This is a genomic window from Pectobacterium brasiliense, from assembly GCF_013449685.1.
GTDB classification, from domain to species: Bacteria; Pseudomonadota; Gammaproteobacteria; order Enterobacterales; family Enterobacteriaceae; genus Pectobacterium; species Pectobacterium brasiliense_A.
The window spans coordinates 15,483-34,290 of record NZ_JACDSF010000021.1 but is presented as its reverse complement, the minus strand read 5'-3'; the positions used below and the strand labels follow the sequence as shown (position 1 = coordinate 34,290).

The following is an 18,808-nucleotide window of genomic DNA, read 5'->3' as shown; positions in this document are numbered from 1 at the left end:
TTTTCTACCACAATAAGAGAAACCCATAATGAAGCTCGGTCGTAACGATCCTTGCCACTGTGGCAGTGGTAAAAAATTTAAAAATTGTTGTATGAACAGCGTATCTCAGCAGCATTCCCAACTCCTTGATGATGTTCAAGCCATGCTGGCAATGAACCCAAATTTGAGCCTTGATGAACTCAATGCTGCTTTACAACACAAAGTGCTGGATCGTAATAATCAACCTCATCCCGATTTTTGTGGGGTGACGCCAAGGCAAATGGCCAATTGGCTTTATGCGCCTTTTGATGAGTTACAGTGGGTCACAATCAACACGCCAGACTGCCTTTCTGCCAGCCCTGTGATGCGCTATTTAGCCCTGATTCTTGATGAAGCCATGGCGCAAGATGGCTCATTCAAAGCCACGAGCAAAGGCAACTTACCGACTAAGTTGGTTAAACAGGCCAGTGGGTTATTGCCTGAGTTTGCCGTTGCTCAATTTGAATATGACAAGAGCATCAGTGAGTTTGCGGGCAGTAACGAAGATAAGTTTAATGCTTTGCACTACACCCGAGTACTGGCCGAGATCAGTGGCATTATTTATCAACGCAGCGGCCGCTACCATGTAAAAAAATCAGCGCAAAAGCAGTATCAAACTCTAGGCGTACAGGCATTTTTTAAACCTATGTTAGAAACTGCCATCAACAAATATCACTGGGGCTATTTGGACCGTTTTGAGTTTGATGTCGATTTGCGTACCTTTTGGTTGTTTATGCTGTGGCGCATACAACGTCATCACAGTGTGGATCAGCTGGTTAAAGAGGTGATGACGGCTTTCCCTGATTTGCTGCTGGCATTCCCTACGGACGGTTACTTCTCACCGAAAAGAAGTTTAAACATGCTAATCGAATCAAGGTTTATTGAACGCTTCTTACAGTTTTGGGGGTTTGTGACGGTTGATCCAAAACGTTATATAAGCGCAGAGCCTGTTGCCAGAATGGTTCAGGTTCAGCCTTTATTAAAACAAACTTTTCAATTCACCATTGATTCAGAAAAAAAGTCATCGTGAGCGAATATCAATACTATCGATTTGAGCGTCTGGATGGGTATTTAGACGCGAAGGTGCGACAAAAACTCAGAGCTATTTCAAGCCGTGCCGACATTTCCGCAACGTCTTTTCAGGTGTATTACACCTACAGTGACTTAAAGGCGGAACCTTCTGAGCTGATGTTAAAATACTTCGATATCGGTTTTTATTACGCCGACTGGGGCTCAATCGATGCCTACATTAAGCTACCTGCTGGGACGATACCGAGTGCTATGCTTGAGTTTGCAACACTTGAACTTTCTATTCATCAAACCGATGAGTGGCAATTGCTTGTTTTCTCTATCGAGGAATATTACGAGTATTTTGATGATGAAAGTGCAGACGATTTTTTCCAACATTTAGCCGCCTTACGCAGTGAGTTAATGCAAGGTGATTGGCGTTTGTTCTACTTCATATGGCTCAAAACGTTTGGCTTTAATGATGAACTTGAGGGAATACCGTTAATTCAGTTCGATTTTACGTCTCTCAGTGAGGGGCTACTGGCTTTTACTGCACTTTATGATATTCCCTTAGCTTCTATTAAAGCGCTTGCCATGGTCCTGAGCGCTCAACCAAGTCACCAAGCCTTAGCGATGACGCGAAAAGAGTCTGTTAATAAAGATGAAACTTATCAGTATTGGTTAACTCCCGATGTGATTACCCCTTATATTCAAGAAGTACGAAGTCAATTACAGCAAGAGCAAGCCGAAGAATTAGCAAAGAAATTGGCAATCGAAAGAGCGGAAAAAGAAAAAGTGTTGGCCGATATTTATAGCCAGCGTGAGCACTGCTGGCTGCAAGCGCAAGAGCAAGCTAATCGAATCTGCGCTAGTGGCTACGATGCAGCTTCACGTTATCTGCATCAGTTGTTCGAAGCCTATCAGTTTAAAGGCGATGTCGCGGCATTTGAGCATCGTTTTAAGCGATTTACCGTGGCCAATAATAATCGTAAAGCACTGCTAAACCGGCTGAGCGATCTGCTTTAGGGACGCCTCGCCCTCTGTCAGCTACTGTCTTGACCAATTATTTTCATCGTTACCTATAAGGTAATAATGTGTAGATCTGTTTCTTGTTTAAGTTGAACACCAGGTCTACATTAAGTTACTTATTTTGTGACGTAGTGTAGACCTATGACTAAATCTGATGAGCTACTAAACGTATTTTCCAAAGCGGTGAACGCTGGCGGTGGCATTCACAGTGCAACAGAGCTGGCTTTTATGCAGAGTGTGCCATGTGACTCAGCCTTTAGAAAGTTCCTAGCCGATTGCGTAAAGAGGGGGTTGCTAAGACGAGTGGTGAAAGGCTTCTATGAAAGTGTTATTACACCACCTGTGTACACGGTAAAATCACGTGCTCTATTTTTTATCCAGTTTTTTTGCAGCAGACTCTAGCTGTTTGATGCTTTTTTCTGGCGCAGGTAGATTCTCTGGCATAGTCCCGCCCAGTTCCTCGATTGTCTTACTTTCCTTCCTACTTCAAAGTGAGTTTCATTGGCTTTTTGCTTCGATTTAACATTATCCCTGCGGAGCTTCTCTTCAGCCTGGGTTGCTCGGAATAGGTTGGCTGCTAATTCAGTGGACCCCATGTGGTCGAGTATCTTTTGGCTTTTTTTGAGGCCTTTCCGTTGATGTATGGCCTTTTGGTCTAATCCGCCGTACAGCCCTTGATACCCATGATTTTGAAATATTGCAAAATCCAGAGTGGTTTCAACACCAGCTTGCTGTGCTGCCTCGACCAATTGTTTATTGTGTTCTTTCAGCTCGTTCCTGAGAAAAAGTCGTTTTTCATCTTCGCGGAGTCGCTTGAATGTCTCATCGTCAGCTAGCTCCTGCCGCCTTGTCTGTATTGCAAAGTATGTTTGCCCTGCTGCTATGACGGGTTTACTAGGATCTCCATTCTGTACAACTAGGTAGCATGCATACCGGGACAAATGAACGTCTTCCAGTTCTCGTTGAGCACCTGATCCCAGCACAACCATTTTGGTGGTCTCAACGAAATGGTCTGAAACCTCTTGGTTACTAGCTTCACATGCTTGAGCTGCACGCGATAGAACGTTTTGAAAATTTCTCCAGTCCCGATAGTCAAGCAATGGCGCCAACTCTCTTGCTGACCAATATTCCTGACCTTCGCTGCTATATTGCTGTAAATCCTCAAAAGGCTGGTGGTGCTCGTTCATCGCTCACTCCATATATCTTGCGCCGGTAGGTTTCGCTTTAGTCGCTGGATCTGCTGAATGTTTGCTTCAATATCCCACATTCTGATTATTGTATGATAGACCTGTCCCGCAATAAGGAGCCACACCAGCCATGAGAATGACCAGCCACAAAAAAGGCATATTCAGCTACTTTGAGCCTCACAATTAACTAAACGTAAACGTATCTCCTGCTCCATCTTCTCCAAGTGCTCAGTCAATTAGGTCAGTACGAGCGACTGGGCAGAGAGCCTGATTGTAAGATGATCACTGGCGTCAGTCGTACTCAGTGGTGGATGATGGAACGGCAAGGCTTAGTCCCCAAACGAGTCAGGCTGAGCGCCCATTGTGTGGCTTGGCGGCTTTCAGATCTGCTGTGGTGGGTTGAGCAGAGAAAAGTCGCTTGAGTAAAGTTAGAGCCCTGTCCCGTTTAGGGCGGGGCTTTTATATCGTCAATATTTGTTGAAGCCGATGGTAAGCTTCGGAATGTTTTTCTGGGTTCATTTTGGCTAGGTTTTGCAGTTTCCAACGAACAGCCGGTAATTGGTCGATACCGGAAAGCTCCAGAAGAGACCAGTCGGGGGCGCGATTTTTGAAAGACAGTAAAAATGATCGCTCTTGAGGCGTCAAAGACGAGTTTATTAGCCTCACCAGATGTTCGCGAGTTGCTTCGAGTTCCGCTTGGGGAATGTCTTGATCGGCCATATTCCGAAACTCCCCTTCATAAACACCTGAAATGTCCTTGAAGTTTGGTCTAAGTAGTTCGGCAATAGGGCGTGGGTGACTAATAATATAAACCAATAAGGCTTTACGAAGTTCATCGGTGAGTCCCTCGTTATCAAGTAGTTGCTTGACGTCGAAAAGATCTCTCGGGTGTTGACGATCCAGTGCTGCACAGATTTTTCCCGCGTACAAATCGGCAAAACTCACCACAGCCATTTCGGCAAAGCCAAACTCATCTTCAACTGCTTCACTTACCTGCATGACTTTGGGGTCGTAAACCGTGCCGCGTAGTACGGGGGAGAGTTCAATTTTGATTTGAACGTTATCTCGCTCCACCAATAAACGCAGAGCATCTGATTTATCCTGGAAGGCGCGAACAACACGAGTATTGTCGATATTAGTAGTGATCGTGGAGGCCAGGGTTTCTAGGTTGCTCTTGATGGTCTGCAGAGCTTCATTCCGTTCCATCATGGGCAGAAAAACTAAGTCGATATCAACCGAAAGTCGAGGAAAGTCACGAACAAACAAATTGATAGCTGTTCCACCTTTGAGAGCGAAACAGTTGTGCTGCGCAACAAAAGGAATAATCCTGAGTAGTAGCTGCACTTGTCGGTAGTAGTGGCTTTGTCTATTCATGTTTTCACATATCCTTAGGCACTGTTATTTGCCAGGCTGGCTCTAGTTTGCCGCCTTTAGCGATCAGTCGTTTACCAGTGCCCAGGGCATACTGTTCTGGTGTGAGGTGCTTAAGCCAGGCGTGTTGATGTCTTCCTGCCAGCCAGAGAAAGAGGCGCTTTGCTTTGATACTGCTACATGCTTTCAGCAAGGTATTCAGCTTACGAGGCGATAGGTTGTGTAATCCTTGCATAAGTTGGTCAGCATGTTCAAAGCTGATGGTATTGGGCACTATAGCTAAAAGCTCCAAAATGGCTTTCTCTGGACAGGAATAATGTAATGAAGGCAATGATGCGTGCCAGCTATCTTGCCTCAGGTACTGGTTGTCTTGCATTAGCGTCTCTGGCCATAGGCGACGAGTGCCATACCACTTAAATTGTGCTGGCGCATCGATTCTAGCCAGCCATCTAGGCAGCATCTCAGCAGAATAGAGGTGAACCTTGGGTTTGTTTCCTTTGGACAGGTAATGGCCAAGTCCTTCTAGCTCTAACGCTGTCAGACCTCCAACATGGACAGGGACATCGGCCATGCGTTGCAACGAGGCAACGATTCCTTTCCAGGATAGCCTCGCTTCTTGCCTAGTGTAAACACCGGCTGCGACAGGGATCAGCGTTTGGCTCCGTACTGCATTGTCTAGAAAATGCAGGTTGAGTCCTTGCGTCTCCAGCCATGATTTGGTGGCGATCATATCCAACGGCAGCAGTTTCTGTAGTTGCTGTCTGGCTTCAGTGTTCAGCATGACTGATCCCATTCTGGTTTATAAAAAATAAAATACACGTTTATTATTGACGTGATTTTCAGACTTTTCAAACTTATTTGGGTTTTTGGTTTGTAATTTTGTCATTTCACGTCAATTATTGCCGTGAAAATTGTAATTTAAAACCATGTCAAGATTGACAATCTTATTTGCCTCATCGCCATTAACAATTGGAGCCAGCCACTCACCAAGCATGTTGTGAGCCGCTTTGCGCTCCTCAAAATAAGCATCTTTGTTATAGATACCATCAGTTCGGTTACCTGGAATTTGGTTAAGGCATCGTTGGGCTATATTGTCAGGAATATTCATCTTACCCATTTCTCAACCTCAAAAAATTGGGGAGTATTTTCTCGCTAAATAAACTATAGCGAGAAAATACTCCCCAATCTATTACCCATAACTACCCAAACTTAGTGGGTTTGCCATGGATGTTATGAGCATCAATTTTTAATAATTTATTGATTTATAATGGTTTGGTGTCCATGCGTGACCGCTGATGAAAGTTACTCAATTGGATCTGCTCGTAGAGTAGCGGTGTAGACCTTAATAAACTCAATGGTTTATCGAAAAGAAACCGTTCAAAAATGCCTGTTTGCCCACCACTTGCCTCTGGCTTTTACTAAATCTTAGTGGTTAGCAATAGAAAAACAGTGCCGCTTTACGCTGCTGTTAGGGTTAAAACATAGCAGTTTAGAAAGGATTTATCGAGTGATTTTTCAGCACCTTACCCACAATTGGACATTATAGTATCTACTTTTGGTTTTATCTGGCTATAATGGATATAACTGTATCCATTTGGTCTTTGCGGATGAATTTTACCTTACTTGATGATACCGATGTAAGCCAAGCCTATGCGGCTTATTTACGAGAGTTACGTCAACGAGCAAAGCTGTCACGAGCGTCGCTTGCTGAGCGAAGCTGTGTACCTGCGGCCACCATTAAGAAATTTGAGCTAACTGGGCAAATTTCATTTCGCCAATTGCTGTTGCTCTGGCAGACCCTAGACTCGTTGGATAGACTTTATCAGCTCACGCAACCTCACAAAGAGCGCGCCACTATGCCTTCTAGTATTGATGAGGTGCTAAAAGATGAGTTTTAAACCCATTCAAAAACTATCCGTTACTCGTACGCTAAGCTCAGGTGAACAAATATCTGTTGGAGTCTTGGCACAGAATCGGCAAGGCGTTTTTTTTCAGTATGCTGACGACTATTTGCAGCAGTTTGGCAATTTATCACCGTTTACCTTACAAGCGAATGCGCAAGTTCAAGCCGCTCCTAAAGCGCCGCACCAAGGTGTACATGGCGTATTTGGAGATTGTTTGCCCGATGGCTGGGGCATGCTGTTGCAAGATCGTATTTTCCGGCAAAAGGGCATCCTGCCTAATCAATTAACGGCGATGGATAGACTGGCCTTTGTCGGTGATAAAGGCATGGGAGCATTGTCTTTTTCTCCGGTGTCTGAGTTTTCAGCCACGACGAACGCGGACATTGATTTAGCTACTTTAGGCTTAGAAGCGCAAACGCTGTTCGATTCTTCGATGTCAGATTATATGGATGATAATCACGATGAGTTAGATGGGCATACGCAACAGGTGTTGGCCGCATTAGTCGCCGGAGGTAGTTCGGGTGGGGCAAGGCCTAAAGCGCAGATTTATATGCCTGCTGGAGAAGCTCGGCATTGTCGAACCTTTGCTCAGCCTAAAGATGAGGCTTGGCTGATTAAATTTACCTCAAAAAATCTCCCGCTCGGCCATGAAGAAGGTTTGTGTGAGGCGGTTTATTTGCAAATGGCTGAGCAAGCTAAGTGTCAACCACCAGTCTGGCAACTTATTGAAGCACCATCTTCAAGCGCTGCATCTGCCTGGTTAGCGCTTAAGCGTTTTGATTATGTCACTGAACAGGCCGACTCAGGCAGTCAACTCAGTTCAGGTCGATTGCATATGCACAGCGCTTGCGGGCTGCTGGATGCAGACTTTCGAACGCCAAGTTTGGATTATATTGACTTGGTTAAAGCCAGCCGTCAGTTGTGTAAATCTCCAGCGGCTGGACAACTGCAATTTCGCCGCGCCATTTTTAACTTGCTGTCGTCTAATCAAGACGACCACAGTAAAAATTGGGCGTTTTTGCAAGCGGATGACGGTCAATGGAATCCTGCACCTTTTTACGATGTTACCTACAGCCCACATCCATTCAACGAACACGCCACTGCGTTCGGAGGTTATGGCAAAGCGCCACCGCTTAAGGTGATGCAAAAATTTGCTACCAGTGCTGGCTTTGCGAATTGGAATGATGCAAGGCAAGTCATTGAAGAAGTCGCAGAAGCCATCAGTCAATTTACTTATCTTGCCAAGCAACAAGGGATCAGTAAAACAACAGTGTCTGCGATTGCTAAGACATTGGATCAGCGCAAACAGGAAAATGCGGTCACGTATTCAACTCGGTGATCGTCAGGTAGAACGTTCATCTGTTTTCCGAAATATTTAGAAGAAGAGCCTGATGGCAACGGTTGAGGTAAAATGCCCATTTTGTGAGCAAACAGATCCGGTTAAAAAACATGGACTGGGAAGCATCGGTCATCAGCGCTTCCGCTGTCAGACCTGTTGTCGAAGTTTTCAGCTTGAGTATGAATATCGTGCCTGTCAGCAGGGTATGAAAGAGAAAATTGTTGACCTTGCCATGAACAATGCCGGTATTCGCGATACCGCACGGGCGCTGCATATCAGTATTAATGCCGTTGTACGCACCTTAAAAAACTCGATAATCGGCACATTCATCGAGCGTGAACATTATCTGCAATGACCTGATCTACATATTGAATACGTGACCATCAGGGGAGTGTACTTAAACGAATGTACTTAAGACTAAATAAGTACACCTTTAAGCACACTTCAAGTACGCGCTCTAGTGATACGATATGAGACTATATAAAACAGAAAAGGCCAGTATTTACAATGGCCTTTTTATCCTGACGAGACTTAATGAGACAACGCGAGATGGCGTGAAACGTTATTCGATGTTTTGGATTTGTTCCCGCATTTGCTCGATCAGCACTTTCAGTTCAATGGCTGACGCGGTGACGTCGGCGTTGATGGATTTCGATGCCAGCGTGTTCGATTCGCGGTTGAATTCCTGCATCATGAAGTCGAGGCGGCGGCCGACGGCTTCTTCTTTTTTCAGGATCTTGTAGGTTTCTTTGACGTGAGCGTCGAGGCGGTCGAGTTCTTCCGCGACATCGACGCGCTGCGCCATCAGCACCAGTTCCTGTTCCAGACGGTTATTTTCCAGCTGTACCTGCGCATCTTCCAGCTTGCTTTGCAGGCGTTCACGCTGCCAGAGCAGGATGTTCGGCATTTGAGCGCGGACTTTGACGACTTCGGCGCTGACGCCAGCCAGACGCTGTTCGATCATCCCTTTCAGCGCATCACCTTCGCTTTCGCGGGCGGCGATGAAATCATCCAACGCGCCTTCTAGCGCGGTCAGCAGTTCGGCGCTGATGGCGTCCAGATCCTGCTCTTCCGCCGACATCACGCCGGGCCAGCGCAGGATATCAACCGGATTGATTTCCCCTTCGTCGCTCTGCATCTTGACCCAGTTGGCGGCATTAACCAGCTGTTTCGCCAATTTTTCGTTCAGGATCAGCGCACTTTGCGCGCTCGGATCGAGCTCAAAACGCAGGTTGCATTCGATTTTTCCACGGGTTAAGCGGGCGCGGATGCGCTCACGGGCGACAGGTTCGAGGCTGCGGAATTGTTCCGGTAAACGAAGATAGGTTTCCAGATAGCGCTGGTTAACGGAACGCAGTTCCCAGGCTGCGCTTCCCCAGTTGCCCTTGATCTCTCGGCGGGCGTAAGCGGTCATGCTGCGAATCATTGGTGCATACCTGTAGAGCAAATGATGAGACGGATTATAGCGTTGAGTCCCGTGCAGGGGATAGGAAAAACCGCCTACATGGTGCCACCTGTCGAGAATCAGGCGGCGTAAAGTAAGGCTTCGTTCTGTCTGGCAATGTCGCGACAGCGATTTTTCATCATCTGTTTTAACTGCAGTGTCGCCTGTGACTGTGGGTTGTCACGGCGGCTGATCAGCGTGACTTCAAAAGGCAGCGGCTGATCGATAGGGACGATCTTGAGCCGGTCAGCATAGCGACAGGCGGTAAAGAGATCGACGATGCCCGTTCCGCCGCCCGCCAGCACCATGTCGGCAATCACCGAGTAGGTTTTGATGTAGAGCGACGCCGCTGGCTGTAGCGCTTTGTCGCGCAGCGCACGGTGTAGCACCTGACCGAGCGGATCCTTATGCTGCATCATCAGCAGATTGTTGTTGCACAGCCATTCCAGCGAGACAGGGCCGTTTATCGGGCTGTCTTTCGGCAATAGGGCAACCATTGTGGACTGGAACAGCGGTTCTGCCAGCAGCTCGGACGGCACCTGCTGGCCAAAGATCAGCGCGAAATCGAGCTGGTTTTGCAGGATGTTCTGGCACAGCGTGCTGAAGTGTTCGGTAACCAGTTCGACGTTAACCGAGGCGGCCTGCTTATGAAATTCCACCAGCGTTGGCGCCACGATCATTTGTCCGAACGCATGTGCTGCACCCAGCCTTACGGAGTGGGCCTTGCTGGTTTTGATTTGTTCGGTGAGTGAACTGATGCTTTGCAGATGGCTGAAAAGTTCCTGCACTTTCGGTATCAGGCGCAGCCCTTCTTCGGTGGCGATCATTCCCTGTGTGCGACGTTCAAACAGGGAAAAACCGAGCTGCTGCTCTGCGTGATTCAATACCCGGCTGACGTTCGGCTGTGAGACGTTGAGTAAGCGGGCAGCGCCGCTGATGGTACCTGCCTGAACAATGGCCTGGAAAATTTCAATATGGCGTAGTCGCATGAGTGCAGGCTCCGGCTGACGCTTTCTGGTGAGCATCGTATGAGTAATAATCAAAATGCCTGCAATTATTACGCCAGTTTCTAATTTCGTTCCTGCCCGCCCAGCGGCGTTTCTTAATAATAGCCTTGCCCAATTATGGTGCGCAATGTTCCATAATTGGGCGTCATGGTCGAAAATGGTGCAATTCGGCCTGAATAGGTAGGGCGACAGATTTAGCGATAAATATCGGCGACGGGGGCTTCTCCCACATAGCCATAGCCGCGGTACATGCCTTCGCTATTAAACGGCAGGGCAATGTTGCCCGCTTTGTCGACGGCAATTAGCCCACCGCTGCCGTCCATCCGCACCAGTTTCTCCATCACGACGCGATCGCTGGCCTGCTGTAGCGTGAGTCCGGCGTATTCCATCAGCGCCGAAACATCATAAGCGGCGACGGCACGCATAAAGACTTCACCCGTACCGGTGCAGGAAACGGCGACCGTCTGGTTATTGGCGTAGCAGCCTGCGCCGATGATGGGGCTGTCACCTACGCGTCCGGCCTGTTTGTTGGTCATGCCGCCCGTCGAGGTTGCTGCCGCGAGGTTGCCCGCGCTGTCCAGTGCGACCGCGCCGACGGTGCCGAATTTACGGTCAGGATCGATAGGGTCGTTCTGGCCATCATGATCGAGGATGACGCGGCCTGAACCTGCCTGCGCGTTATGCAACTGCTGGCGGCGTTCGTCGGTGGAGAAAAACGCCGGATCAACCATCTCCAGACCGTGCTGCTGTGCAAATGCCTCTGCGCCGTCGGCAGTAAACATCACATGTTGACTGGCTTCGAGTACGGTACGCGCGGCCAGAATCGGGTTACGGATATGGCTGACGCAGCTCACCGCACCGGCATCCAGCGAGCGTCCGTCCATAATGCTGGCATCCAGTTCGTGGGTTTCCGCGTGGGTGAAAACCGAACCATGTCCGGCATTGAATAACGGACACTCTTCCAACAGGCGAACGGCTTCCGTTACGGCATCCAGCGCGCTGCCGTTTTCAGCCAGAATGCGCTGTCCGCTGGCGACAATCTCGGACAATGCGGCCAGGTAGCGTTGCTCTTTTTCAGCACTCATAGCTGAGCGGGTCAGCGCACCTGCGCCACCGTGGATCACAATCACGGGCTTTGTCATGCGATAAATTCTCTTTTCAATCGGTTTACGCCCCGGAATAAGGGGCGGATAAACTGGAATCAGTTTTGCGTTGTCGCCAGATAGGAGAAGGCACCTAGCAGGCTGGTGATTTCCCGCATGCTTTGCGCCGTATAACCTACGGTTATGGCATCCAAACGTTCCACATTCGGCAGCAGACAGAATAGATCGGCCAGTATCGGTTTTGCCACCATCAGTTCAAGGCGGTAGGGTGCCTGAATCCGCGAATTCAGCGTCCGGTGCGCTTTTTCCACCGCCGCTTTTGCCGCGTCACGAATCACCTGACGCGCCTGTTCAGTGCTGAGGGATTCGGCTGCGTGCTGCGAAATCGCGCGCTTGACGCAGGTGTAGTCGGTGGCGGGGTAGTAGCGGGCGATCCAGCGCTGGAGCGTGTCGTCACCGCTGACCAACCAGAGTGGTGTCTTCTGTTCTACGCCGGCGGCAGCGTAGATGTCGCTCTCGCCCATGATTTCACCGTTGATGCGCACGCGGTAGAACGCACGACCGTTGATGGTATGCGACAGCACGCCAAACTCGCCCGCCGCGCTGTGGTAGCCGATGAACATCAGGCCGTCGAACTGCTGTTGCTCCAGCCCTTCTACCATCGAATAGCCGCGCGGTTTGCCCTGTACCAGTCGGGCGCGGGCGTCGATGTTCTCCGCGCGCAGATTGACCATTGCCGCATGGCTGTCGGCGACCACCACCTCTGTTGCGCCACCCGCGAACGCACCGTCAATCGCGGCGTTCACTTCCTGCTCCATCAGGCCGCGTGCCAGTTGATATTCCGCGGTGCCAGGGCTGCACTGTTCCGGGCGCATCACGCCTGCGATCCCTTCGATATCAGCAGAGATAAACACTTTCATCATCAGTTTCCTACGGGAGAATTTGCGTATGGATAAAGAGTCGCAGCCAGCCTGTCCAACGCCTGTGGCAGCGTCGGACGATGATGGCCGCGAAAACCAGTCACGGCGTCTGCCTGAAGCATGGCGTCGAGTACAGCGTGTTCGGTGGCGTCGGCGGCGGCGCTTAACAGCGATTCAAGCTGCGCATCCTCCGGCGGTTGCGGCTGCGGGCAGGTGGAGAATGCGACGGCGATATCGCCGGAACCGTGTCCCCAATAGCTGCCGAGCCGGCCTAATCCTGCACCGGCACGCTTGGCGATACGCTTGAGCTGGCGGGCATCAAGCGGGGCATCCGTCGCCATGATAATGATGATCGATCCGGCGTCCTGCTGCGGTGCGAGCTCGGGCAGGATAGGCGCGATAGCGTCGCCCATCTGCACGCCGTCCAGCGTCAGTGAGGAAAGCGTGCCGAAGTTTGCCAGCACCAACACGCCGAGCGTGGCATTCAATTCAGGAATCAGGCGCGATGCGGTGCCGATGCCGCCTTTCAGGCTAAAGCAGCTCATCCCGCGTCCAGCGCCGACGCTGCCGCGTGCGAAACTGTCTGCGGCACTGTCCAGCGCCTGTCGCGCCATGTGTTCCGTCACCGCCAGCGCCTGAATGTCGTTCAGCCAGCCGTCGTTGCACTCCAGCGCCAGCGGGTTCACCGTCGGCAACGTGCGACCCAGTTCAGGATTGCGGGCAATGGCGTCGCGTACCAGCGTAGTAAACAACGTGCCAGTTGCCAGCGTATTGCTGAGCAGGATGGGCGTTTGCAGCAGCCCCAACTCCTTGATCTGTACCAGTCCGACGGGTTTAGCGAAGCCGTTCAGCACCGCCGCGCCGCAGGGCAGAGGCTGGGTGAACAGGTTCTCGCTGGGCGGCACAATCGCCGTGACGCCGGTTTGCACTTCGCCTGCCGCCAATGTGCAGTGGCCGACGCGCACGCCTGCCACATCGCTAATGCTGTTATGCGGTCCGCTAGCCGAGCGCGGCGTACCCAACTGCCGCATCGTTTTCCAGCGTTGTAGCAACAGCGCCTGCTGCTGTTGGTGATAATCGTTCATCGGGTGATCGCCGCGCATCGCCTTCCTCAGCTTTTTAGTTTGGGATCGAGCGTATCACGCAGCGCATCCCCAAGCAGGTTAAACGCCAGCACGGTGAAGAAGATCGCCAGACCTGGGAACACGCTAACGTGCCAGGCACCTGCCATCATCAGGCTACGGCTCATTGCCAGAATATTGCCCCATTCCGGTACGTCCGGCTCTGGGCCAAGGCCGATGAAGCTCAGGCCTGCCGCGGTCAGGATGCTGGTACCGATACGCATGGTGAAATAGACGATCACGTTAGGCAGCGTGCCGGGCAGGATGTGGCGCATCAGCACGATGCGATCCGGCGCACCGGCACAGCGTACCGCTTCCACATAGGCCGCCTGTTTCAGCGACAGCGTAGAGGCACGCACGATGCGGGCGAAGACCGGTACGCTGAAGACCGCGACGGCGATAATCACGTTATTCAGGCCGGGGCCGAGGATCGCGACGACCGCAATTGCCAGCAGCATGCCAGGAAAGGCGAACAGCACGTCGGAACCGCGCATGATCAGCGTATCGACCCAGCGGCCGTAGTAGCCTGCCAGCAGGCCGAGCACGATGCCGACCAACATGCCGAGAGTAACGGAGAAAATGCCGATATATAGCGAGATGCGTGCGCCGTAGATGATACGGCTCATCACATCGCGCCCGAGATCGTCGGTGCCCATCCAGTGCGCCGCTGAAGGCGGTGAAGCCAGCGCCATCCAGTCGGGCTCCATTGGGTTCCACGGTGCCAGCCAGGGCGCGAAAATGGCGACCAGTACCAATAGCAGGACGAAGCCGCTGGAGACCAGCGCCATCGGGTTACGGATAAAGACCTGAACGAAGTCGCGCCACGGCGAACGTATCGTCTCTTCATCAAGCGTGGCAACGGCCATGACGGGTTCGGGAGGAAGGTTCATCGTGTCTCCTAACGTAGGCGAATCGCCGGATTGACCACCGCGTACAGCAGGTCGACCAACAGGTTAATGACAATAAATTCAAACACGAACAGCATCACCAGCGCCTGAATAACCGGCTGATCCTGCGTCTTGATTGATTCAATCAGCAGCCAGCCCAGACCCGGCCAGCTAAACACGCTTTCGACCACAATGGAGCCACCGAGCAGGAAGCCGAATTGCAGCCCCAGCATGGTGATGACTGGGATCAGCGCGTTACGCATCACGTGCTTCCAGGTGACCAGCCGATTGCGCAGCCCCTTGGAGCGAGCGGTGCGGACGTAGTCTTCCTGCGCGACTTCCAGAAACGCGGAGCGGGTAAAGCGTGCCATGACGGCCGCTACCGATGCCCCGAGCGTCAGTGCGGGCAGAATGATGTCGCTGGGTTGATTAAAGCCGCTGACGGAAAAGACGCCGAACGGCATGGCGACAAACTGAATCAGCAACAGGCCGAGCCAGAACGGCGGCATGGAAATTCCGCCGACCGCGAAGCTCATCAGCGTCCAGTCCTGCCATTTGCCACGCTTGAGCGCGGACACCACGCCGATCAGCAGGCCGAGCAGCACCGACCAGACAAAGCCCGCCAGCGCCAGCCACATGGTGGGCATAAAACTCTTGCTGATGACGTCGATAACCGGCTGCTGGGTGCGGTATGTCACACCCAGATCGCCGCTGAACAGGCCGCCGAGCCAGTGGACATACTGCTGCGGCAGCGGGTCGTTCAATCCTAACTGCTGACGAGCGGCTTCCACCGCCTCAATGGTCGCGTCAGCACCGGCGTAAATACGTGCCGGGTCACCCGGCAGCAGTTTTATAAAACCGAACACTAACAGGGAGACCACCAGCAGAACCGGGATCATTTCCAGCAAACGTCGGACGATATAAGCAAACATGGCGTTCTCCCTGACCGATTACTTAAATTCAGCCTGATCGAAGATCAGTGAGCCATCAGCCAGCATGTAGACGCCGTCGAGGTTCTTGGTTTTGCCGACAACGTTGTCCGGCGAGCCCAGGAAGACCACTGGTGCATCTTGCCAAATCTGACGCTGTGCATCCGCATAAGCCGCAGCACGTTTGTCGTTATCGGCCGTCGCCAGCCCAGCGGTAATCGCTTTATCCGTTACCGGATTGCTGTAGTAGGAAACGTTATACGCAACCGGCACCCAGGACTCTGTCGCGAACAGCGGACGCAGTGCCCAGTCAGCATCACCGGTAGACGGAGACCAGCCGTTGTAGAACAGGTCAAATTCGGCGTCTTTCGGATCTTTAACACCAAACAGCTTGGCGTTACGCATCCCGGAATCCATCGGGGTAACGGTGACCTTGATGCCGACCTGCTCTAACTGCTGTTTGAAGAACTGCGCGCTACGGATGTAGTCGGTACGGTTCGTCGTCCACAGCTTCAGGCTCAGGCCGTTGGCGTAGCCCGCTTCTTTCAGCAGCGCCTTGGCTTTTTCTGGGTTATAGGTGTAGTTCGGCGAGGTTTGGCGTGCGAAGAACTGCACGTCTGGTGCCATCGCAGAAGAGGCAGGAACGCCCATGCCTGCAAAGCCAACTTTCAGCCAGATGTCGCGGTTGATGGCGTAGTTCAGCGCCTGACGCACGCGGATATCGTTCAGCGGTGGACGCAGGTTGTTCATCGCCAGCCAGAATTGATAAATACTCGGGTCGCGCTGAATCGCCAGCTTGCTGTCGTTTTGTACGGTGCCGATCAGATCGGAAGGCAGCGGATACACGGCATCGACCTGACCGGATTTCAGTGACGCCACACGGGTGGAATCTTCCGGCGTTGGGTAGAAGGTCACGCTGTCGACTTTTGGCCAGCCTTTCTGCCAGTAGTTGTCGAATTTCACCAGCTTCACGTCTTTACCCTGCTGCCATTCGGTGAATTTGAACGGGCCAGTACCGACGGGATGCACGCGCAGCTGTGCTTCGTCTGGGTATTTCTTCAGCGCTTCCGGGCTGTGCATGACGGCAGACGGGTGCGCCAGCGTATTCACAAAGGCACCGAAGGATTTGTTCAGCTCGATTTTGACCTGCGTCGGCGACAGCACGGTGACGCTTTGCACCATGTTAAACAGGCTGTTGCGCTTTAAGCCTTTGCTCTGATCGGCCAGACGGTCGAGGTTAGCTTTAACGGCGTCGGCGTTAAACGGCGCGCCGTCCTGGAAGGTGATGCCTTCGCGCAGCGTAATGACGAACTCGGTGGCGGTGTCGTTACTGGTGTAGCCCGTCGCCAGACGCGGCACCAGCTTCATTTTATTATCGAACTGGAACAGACGCTCGAAGATGCCGCTCTGAATGGAGTAGCTCAGCGTGTCCGAGGTATCGTGCGGGTCGAGTCCGGTGATATCGGCATAGATGGAAATGCGAAGGTCTTGCGCCTGGGCGACAGCCGCCAGACACAGTGAGAGCCCGAGGGCAACGGCAGAGCGGCGAACAAATGGCTTCATGGTTTCTCTCCTGGTCAGCTATGAACGTGTGTTGTGTTTTGTTAATACTTTGTTTTTTATGACTGTTTTATTGTCATGGCATCGTGTTTCAGGCGGCCGATTCGTTGTCGGCGACCCAGTGCTGCGGCGCGACCTCTCGGTAGCGCGTTTTGGCGACGGCCTCGCCTGCTTTACGCAAGGGTGAGGGGATTTCGCTGTCGTCAAACTGGCGTGCGCCGCGGCGGGTTGGATCGGCAATCGGTACCGAAGCCAACAGGCGGCGGGTATACGGATGCTGTGGATCGTTAAACACCGACTGGCGCGGGCCGATCTCCACAATCTGGCCGAGGTACATCACCGCGACGCGGTTCGCGATGCGCTCGACAACGGCCATATCGTGCGAGATGAAAATCCACGACACGCCGGTTTTCTTCTGGAGATCCATCATCAGGTTGACGACCTGCGCCTGAATCGACACATCGAGCGCCGAAACGGCTTCGTCAGCAATGATGACCTGTGGCTGTAGCGCCATCGCGCGGGCAATCGCGATACGCTGACGCTGTCCGCCGGAAAACTCGTGCGGATAACGACGTGCATGCTCTGGCAGCAGGCCGACACTTTTTAACAGCGCCTGCACCTGCGGTGTCGCTTCTTCCAGCGATTTCACCAGCCCGTGCAGCAGCAGCGGTTCGGCGATGGTAAAGCCGACCGTCAGGCGCGGGTTGAGCGAGGCGTACGGGTCTTGAAACACCATCTGCATTTCCCGGCGCAGCGGCTGGAAATCCCGCTCTTTCATCTGGGAAATCTCGTTGCCCTGAAAATGAATGCTTTCGGCTTGGCTCTGTACCAGACGCAGCAGGGCGCGTCCGGTGGTGGATTTGCCACAGCCGCTTTCCCCGACGATAGCCAGCGTTTCGCCCGGCCAGACGTTGAAATCAATCTGCTCTACCGCATGAACGTGGTGAGTGATGGTGGATAAAATCCCGCTGCGCATCGGGTAATACACGCTCAGCCCGCGAATATCCAACAGCGGCTCGGCGTCATAACGGGCGGTAACCTGTTCACTGTTTTCCGGATCGGCAGCTTGCCCCAGTAAAGGAAAGCGTTTTGGCCAGAGGCTATCGCGCATGTCGCCCAGCTTCGGTACAGCGGCTAGCAGCGACTGGGTATAAGGATGTTGCGGTGCGGCAAAAATCTGTTCGACGGTGCCTTGCTCTACAATCTCGCCACGGTACATCACCACCACGCGGTCGGCGATTTCCGCGACTACACCCATATCATGAGTGATAAACAGTACAGACATGTCGCTCTGCTGTTGCAGGTCACGCAGGATTTGCAGAATGCGAGCCTGCACGGTGACGTCCAGCGCGGTGGTCGGTTCATCGGCAATCAACAACTGCGGATCGCAGGCCAGCGCCTGTGCAATCATCACACGCTGGCGCATTCCGCCGGACAGCGAGTGCGGGTAGCTTTTCATCACGCGATCGACGTCTGCGATGCGCACTTTGTGCAGTAGCTCACGGGCTTTTTTGTCCGCACTCGCGGCATCGCAAATTTTGTGGTCAAGCAGCGCTTCGGTGAGCTGATCGCCGACTTTCAGTACCGGATTAAGCGAAGTCATCGGCTCCTGAAAAATCATGGCGAGATCGCGGCCGCGCAGCTTACGACGCGCTTCCGCTTTCATGCTCAGCAGGTCATGCTGCTTGCCGTCGCGTGCGGTGAAACGGAGCGCACCACGTTCGATGTTGGCAGAGTCCGCCAGCAGCCCCATCACGGCGAGTGAGGTTACGGACTTGCCTGAACCACTTTCGCCGACCACGGCGACCACTTCCCCTTTATTCACGGTAAAGGAAATGCCTTTTAGCGCCTGATGCGTGCCGGAACGGCCGCTAAAGCTGACGCTCAGATCGTCGATTTCCAGTACAGGCCTGGGGGCGTTACCGGGTGCTGTGGCGGCACCCGCGTGCATGATATCCGTCATGGTCACTCCGGTTGATGA

At 52.3% G+C, this 18,808-nt stretch carries 17 protein-coding genes and 2 pseudogenes; 6 read left to right on the top strand and 13 right to left on the bottom strand.

Going from position 1 to position 18,808, the window contains the following annotated elements; all coding sequences use genetic code 11:
• The first annotated feature begins 28 nt into the window (after positions 1-28).
• Together H0248_RS10455 and H0248_RS10450 are read left to right on the top strand one after the other, a co-directional pair.
• A complete protein-coding gene (locus tag H0248_RS10455) occupies positions 29-1,048 on the top strand; it encodes a YecA family protein (protein ID WP_180785879.1) in 1,020 nt (339 codons plus the stop codon).
• Complete coding sequence (locus H0248_RS10450) at positions 1,045-2,052, top strand: hypothetical protein (protein WP_180785878.1); 1,008 nt, start codon at positions 1,045-1,047, stop codon at positions 2,050-2,052. Before H0248_RS10455 ends, H0248_RS10450 begins: the two co-directional genes overlap by 4 nt.
• A gap of 369 nt (positions 2,053-2,421) precedes the next feature.
• Here H0248_RS10450 and dinD read toward each other — a convergent pair.
• Positions 2,422-3,242: pseudogene (gene dinD, locus H0248_RS10445) on the bottom strand (DNA damage-inducible protein D).
• A 224-nt stretch (positions 3,243-3,466) separates the two neighbouring features.
• On the opposite strand from dinD, the gene H0248_RS10440 reads away from it, so the two are divergent.
• A complete protein-coding gene (locus tag H0248_RS10440; RefSeq protein WP_308415661.1) occupies positions 3,467-3,664 on the top strand; it encodes a helix-turn-helix transcriptional regulator in 198 nt (65 codons plus the stop codon).
• A 37-nt stretch (positions 3,665-3,701) separates the two neighbouring features.
• On the opposite strand, the gene H0248_RS10435 is transcribed toward H0248_RS10440, so the two are convergent.
• From H0248_RS10435 to H0248_RS22145, 3 genes are all read right to left on the bottom strand, one after another.
• Positions 3,702-4,616 carry a nucleotidyl transferase AbiEii/AbiGii toxin family protein gene (locus H0248_RS10435; RefSeq protein ID WP_180785877.1) on the bottom strand — a complete coding sequence of 305 codons (915 nt, stop codon included), beginning with the start codon at positions 4,614-4,616 and terminating at the stop codon, positions 3,702-3,704.
• A gap of 4 nt (positions 4,617-4,620) precedes the next feature.
• A complete protein-coding gene (locus tag H0248_RS10430) occupies positions 4,621-5,394 on the bottom strand; it encodes a type IV toxin-antitoxin system AbiEi family antitoxin (RefSeq protein ID WP_180785876.1) in 774 nt (257 codons plus the stop codon).
• Positions 5,395-5,505: 111 nt separating this feature from the next.
• A complete protein-coding gene (locus H0248_RS22145; RefSeq protein ID WP_240346054.1) occupies positions 5,506-5,730 on the bottom strand; it encodes a hypothetical protein in 225 nt (74 codons plus the stop codon).
• 490 nt (positions 5,731-6,220) lie between these two features.
• Here H0248_RS22145 and H0248_RS10420 point away from each other — a divergent pair, with 490 nt between their 5' ends.
• The 3 genes and pseudogenes from H0248_RS10420 to H0248_RS10410 all read left to right on the top strand — a co-directional run.
• On the top strand, positions 6,221-6,511 hold the full coding sequence (locus H0248_RS10420; protein ID WP_180785889.1) for a helix-turn-helix domain-containing protein: 291 nt from the start codon (positions 6,221-6,223) through the stop codon (positions 6,509-6,511).
• A complete protein-coding gene (locus H0248_RS10415; protein ID WP_180785875.1) occupies positions 6,501-7,856 on the top strand; it encodes a type II toxin-antitoxin system HipA family toxin in 1,356 nt (451 codons plus the stop codon). The genes H0248_RS10420 and H0248_RS10415 overlap by 11 nt, the downstream gene beginning before the upstream one ends.
• Before the next feature lie 52 nt (positions 7,857-7,908).
• Positions 7,909-8,163: pseudogene (locus H0248_RS10410) on the top strand (IS1-like element transposase); the annotation flags it as partial.
• Between the two features lie 255 nt (positions 8,164-8,418).
• On the opposite strand, the gene H0248_RS10405 reads toward H0248_RS10410, so the two are convergent.
• From H0248_RS10405 to H0248_RS10365, 9 genes are all read right to left on the bottom strand, one after another.
• The gene (locus tag H0248_RS10405; RefSeq protein WP_010300687.1) at positions 8,419-9,282 is read right to left on the bottom strand and encodes a YicC/YloC family endoribonuclease; all 864 of its coding nucleotides are present in this window, start codon (positions 9,280-9,282) and stop codon (positions 8,419-8,421) included.
• A 98-nt stretch (positions 9,283-9,380) separates the two neighbouring features.
• Positions 9,381-10,289 (bottom strand): LysR family transcriptional regulator, encoded by a 909-nt coding sequence (locus H0248_RS10400; protein WP_180785874.1) that lies wholly within the window; start codon positions 10,287-10,289, stop codon positions 9,381-9,383.
• 212 nt (positions 10,290-10,501) lie between these two features.
• Entirely contained in the window at positions 10,502-11,449 is a 948-nt protein-coding gene (locus H0248_RS10395; RefSeq protein WP_180785873.1) for an isoaspartyl peptidase/L-asparaginase family protein, read from the bottom strand.
• Between the two features lie 59 nt (positions 11,450-11,508).
• Complete coding sequence (locus H0248_RS10390) at positions 11,509-12,330, bottom strand: M55 family metallopeptidase (RefSeq protein ID WP_180785888.1); 822 nt, start codon at positions 12,328-12,330, stop codon at positions 11,509-11,511.
• 2 nt (positions 12,331-12,332) lie between these two features.
• The gene (locus H0248_RS10385) at positions 12,333-13,433 is read right to left on the bottom strand and encodes a DmpA family aminopeptidase (RefSeq protein ID WP_374705268.1); all 1,101 of its coding nucleotides are present in this window, start codon (positions 13,431-13,433) and stop codon (positions 12,333-12,335) included.
• An 8-nt stretch (positions 13,434-13,441) separates the two neighbouring features.
• Positions 13,442-14,341, bottom strand: coding sequence for an ABC transporter permease subunit (locus H0248_RS10380; RefSeq protein WP_180785872.1), 900 nt, complete (start codon positions 14,339-14,341; stop codon positions 13,442-13,444).
• An 8-nt stretch (positions 14,342-14,349) separates the two neighbouring features.
• A complete protein-coding gene (locus H0248_RS10375; protein ID WP_014913740.1) occupies positions 14,350-15,270 on the bottom strand; it encodes an ABC transporter permease in 921 nt (306 codons plus the stop codon).
• Between the two features lie 18 nt (positions 15,271-15,288).
• The gene (locus H0248_RS10370) at positions 15,289-16,830 is read right to left on the bottom strand and encodes a glutathione ABC transporter substrate-binding protein (protein ID WP_180785871.1); all 1,542 of its coding nucleotides are present in this window, start codon (positions 16,828-16,830) and stop codon (positions 15,289-15,291) included.
• Positions 16,831-16,918: 88 nt separating this feature from the next.
• Positions 16,919-18,790 carry an ABC transporter ATP-binding protein gene (locus H0248_RS10365; protein WP_029368282.1) on the bottom strand — a complete coding sequence of 624 codons (1,872 nt, stop codon included), beginning with the start codon at positions 18,788-18,790 and terminating at the stop codon, positions 16,919-16,921.
• Positions 18,791-18,808: the final 18 nt, after the last annotated feature.

Excerpts from the sequence above, each read along its gene's own strand:
- H0248_RS10385 (WP_374705268.1), bottom strand. The coding sequence starts at position 13,433 with ATGCGCGGCGATCACCCGATGAACGATTATCACCAACAGCAGCAGGCG.
- H0248_RS10395 (WP_180785873.1), bottom strand. The coding sequence starts at position 11,449 with ATGACAAAGCCCGTGATTGTGATCCACGGTGGCGCAGGTGCGCTGACC.
- H0248_RS10430 (WP_180785876.1), bottom strand. The coding sequence starts at position 5,394 with ATGCTGAACACTGAAGCCAGACAGCAACTACAGAAACTGCTGCCGTTG.
- H0248_RS10400 (WP_180785874.1), bottom strand. The coding sequence starts at position 10,289 with ATGCGACTACGCCATATTGAAATTTTCCAGGCCATTGTTCAGGCAGGT.
- H0248_RS10365 (WP_029368282.1), bottom strand. The coding sequence starts at position 18,790 with ATGACGGATATCATGCACGCGGGTGCCGCCACAGCACCCGGTAACGCC.
- H0248_RS10390 (WP_180785888.1), bottom strand. The coding sequence starts at position 12,330 with ATGAAAGTGTTTATCTCTGCTGATATCGAAGGGATCGCAGGCGTGATG.
- H0248_RS10455 (WP_180785879.1), top strand. The coding sequence starts at position 29 with ATGAAGCTCGGTCGTAACGATCCTTGCCACTGTGGCAGTGGTAAAAAA.
- H0248_RS10405 (WP_010300687.1), bottom strand. The coding sequence starts at position 9,282 with ATGATTCGCAGCATGACCGCTTACGCCCGCCGAGAGATCAAGGGCAAC.
- H0248_RS22145 (WP_240346054.1), bottom strand. The coding sequence starts at position 5,730 with ATGGGTAAGATGAATATTCCTGACAATATAGCCCAACGATGCCTTAAC.
- H0248_RS10375 (WP_014913740.1), bottom strand. The coding sequence starts at position 15,270 with ATGTTTGCTTATATCGTCCGACGTTTGCTGGAAATGATCCCGGTTCTG.
- H0248_RS10380 (WP_180785872.1), bottom strand. The coding sequence starts at position 14,341 with ATGAACCTTCCTCCCGAACCCGTCATGGCCGTTGCCACGCTTGATGAA.
- H0248_RS10370 (WP_180785871.1), bottom strand. The coding sequence starts at position 16,830 with ATGAAGCCATTTGTTCGCCGCTCTGCCGTTGCCCTCGGGCTCTCACTG.
- H0248_RS10420 (WP_180785889.1), top strand. The coding sequence starts at position 6,221 with ATGAATTTTACCTTACTTGATGATACCGATGTAAGCCAAGCCTATGCG.
- H0248_RS10415 (WP_180785875.1), top strand. The coding sequence starts at position 6,501 with ATGAGTTTTAAACCCATTCAAAAACTATCCGTTACTCGTACGCTAAGC.
- H0248_RS10435 (WP_180785877.1), bottom strand. The coding sequence starts at position 4,616 with ATGAATAGACAAAGCCACTACTACCGACAAGTGCAGCTACTACTCAGG.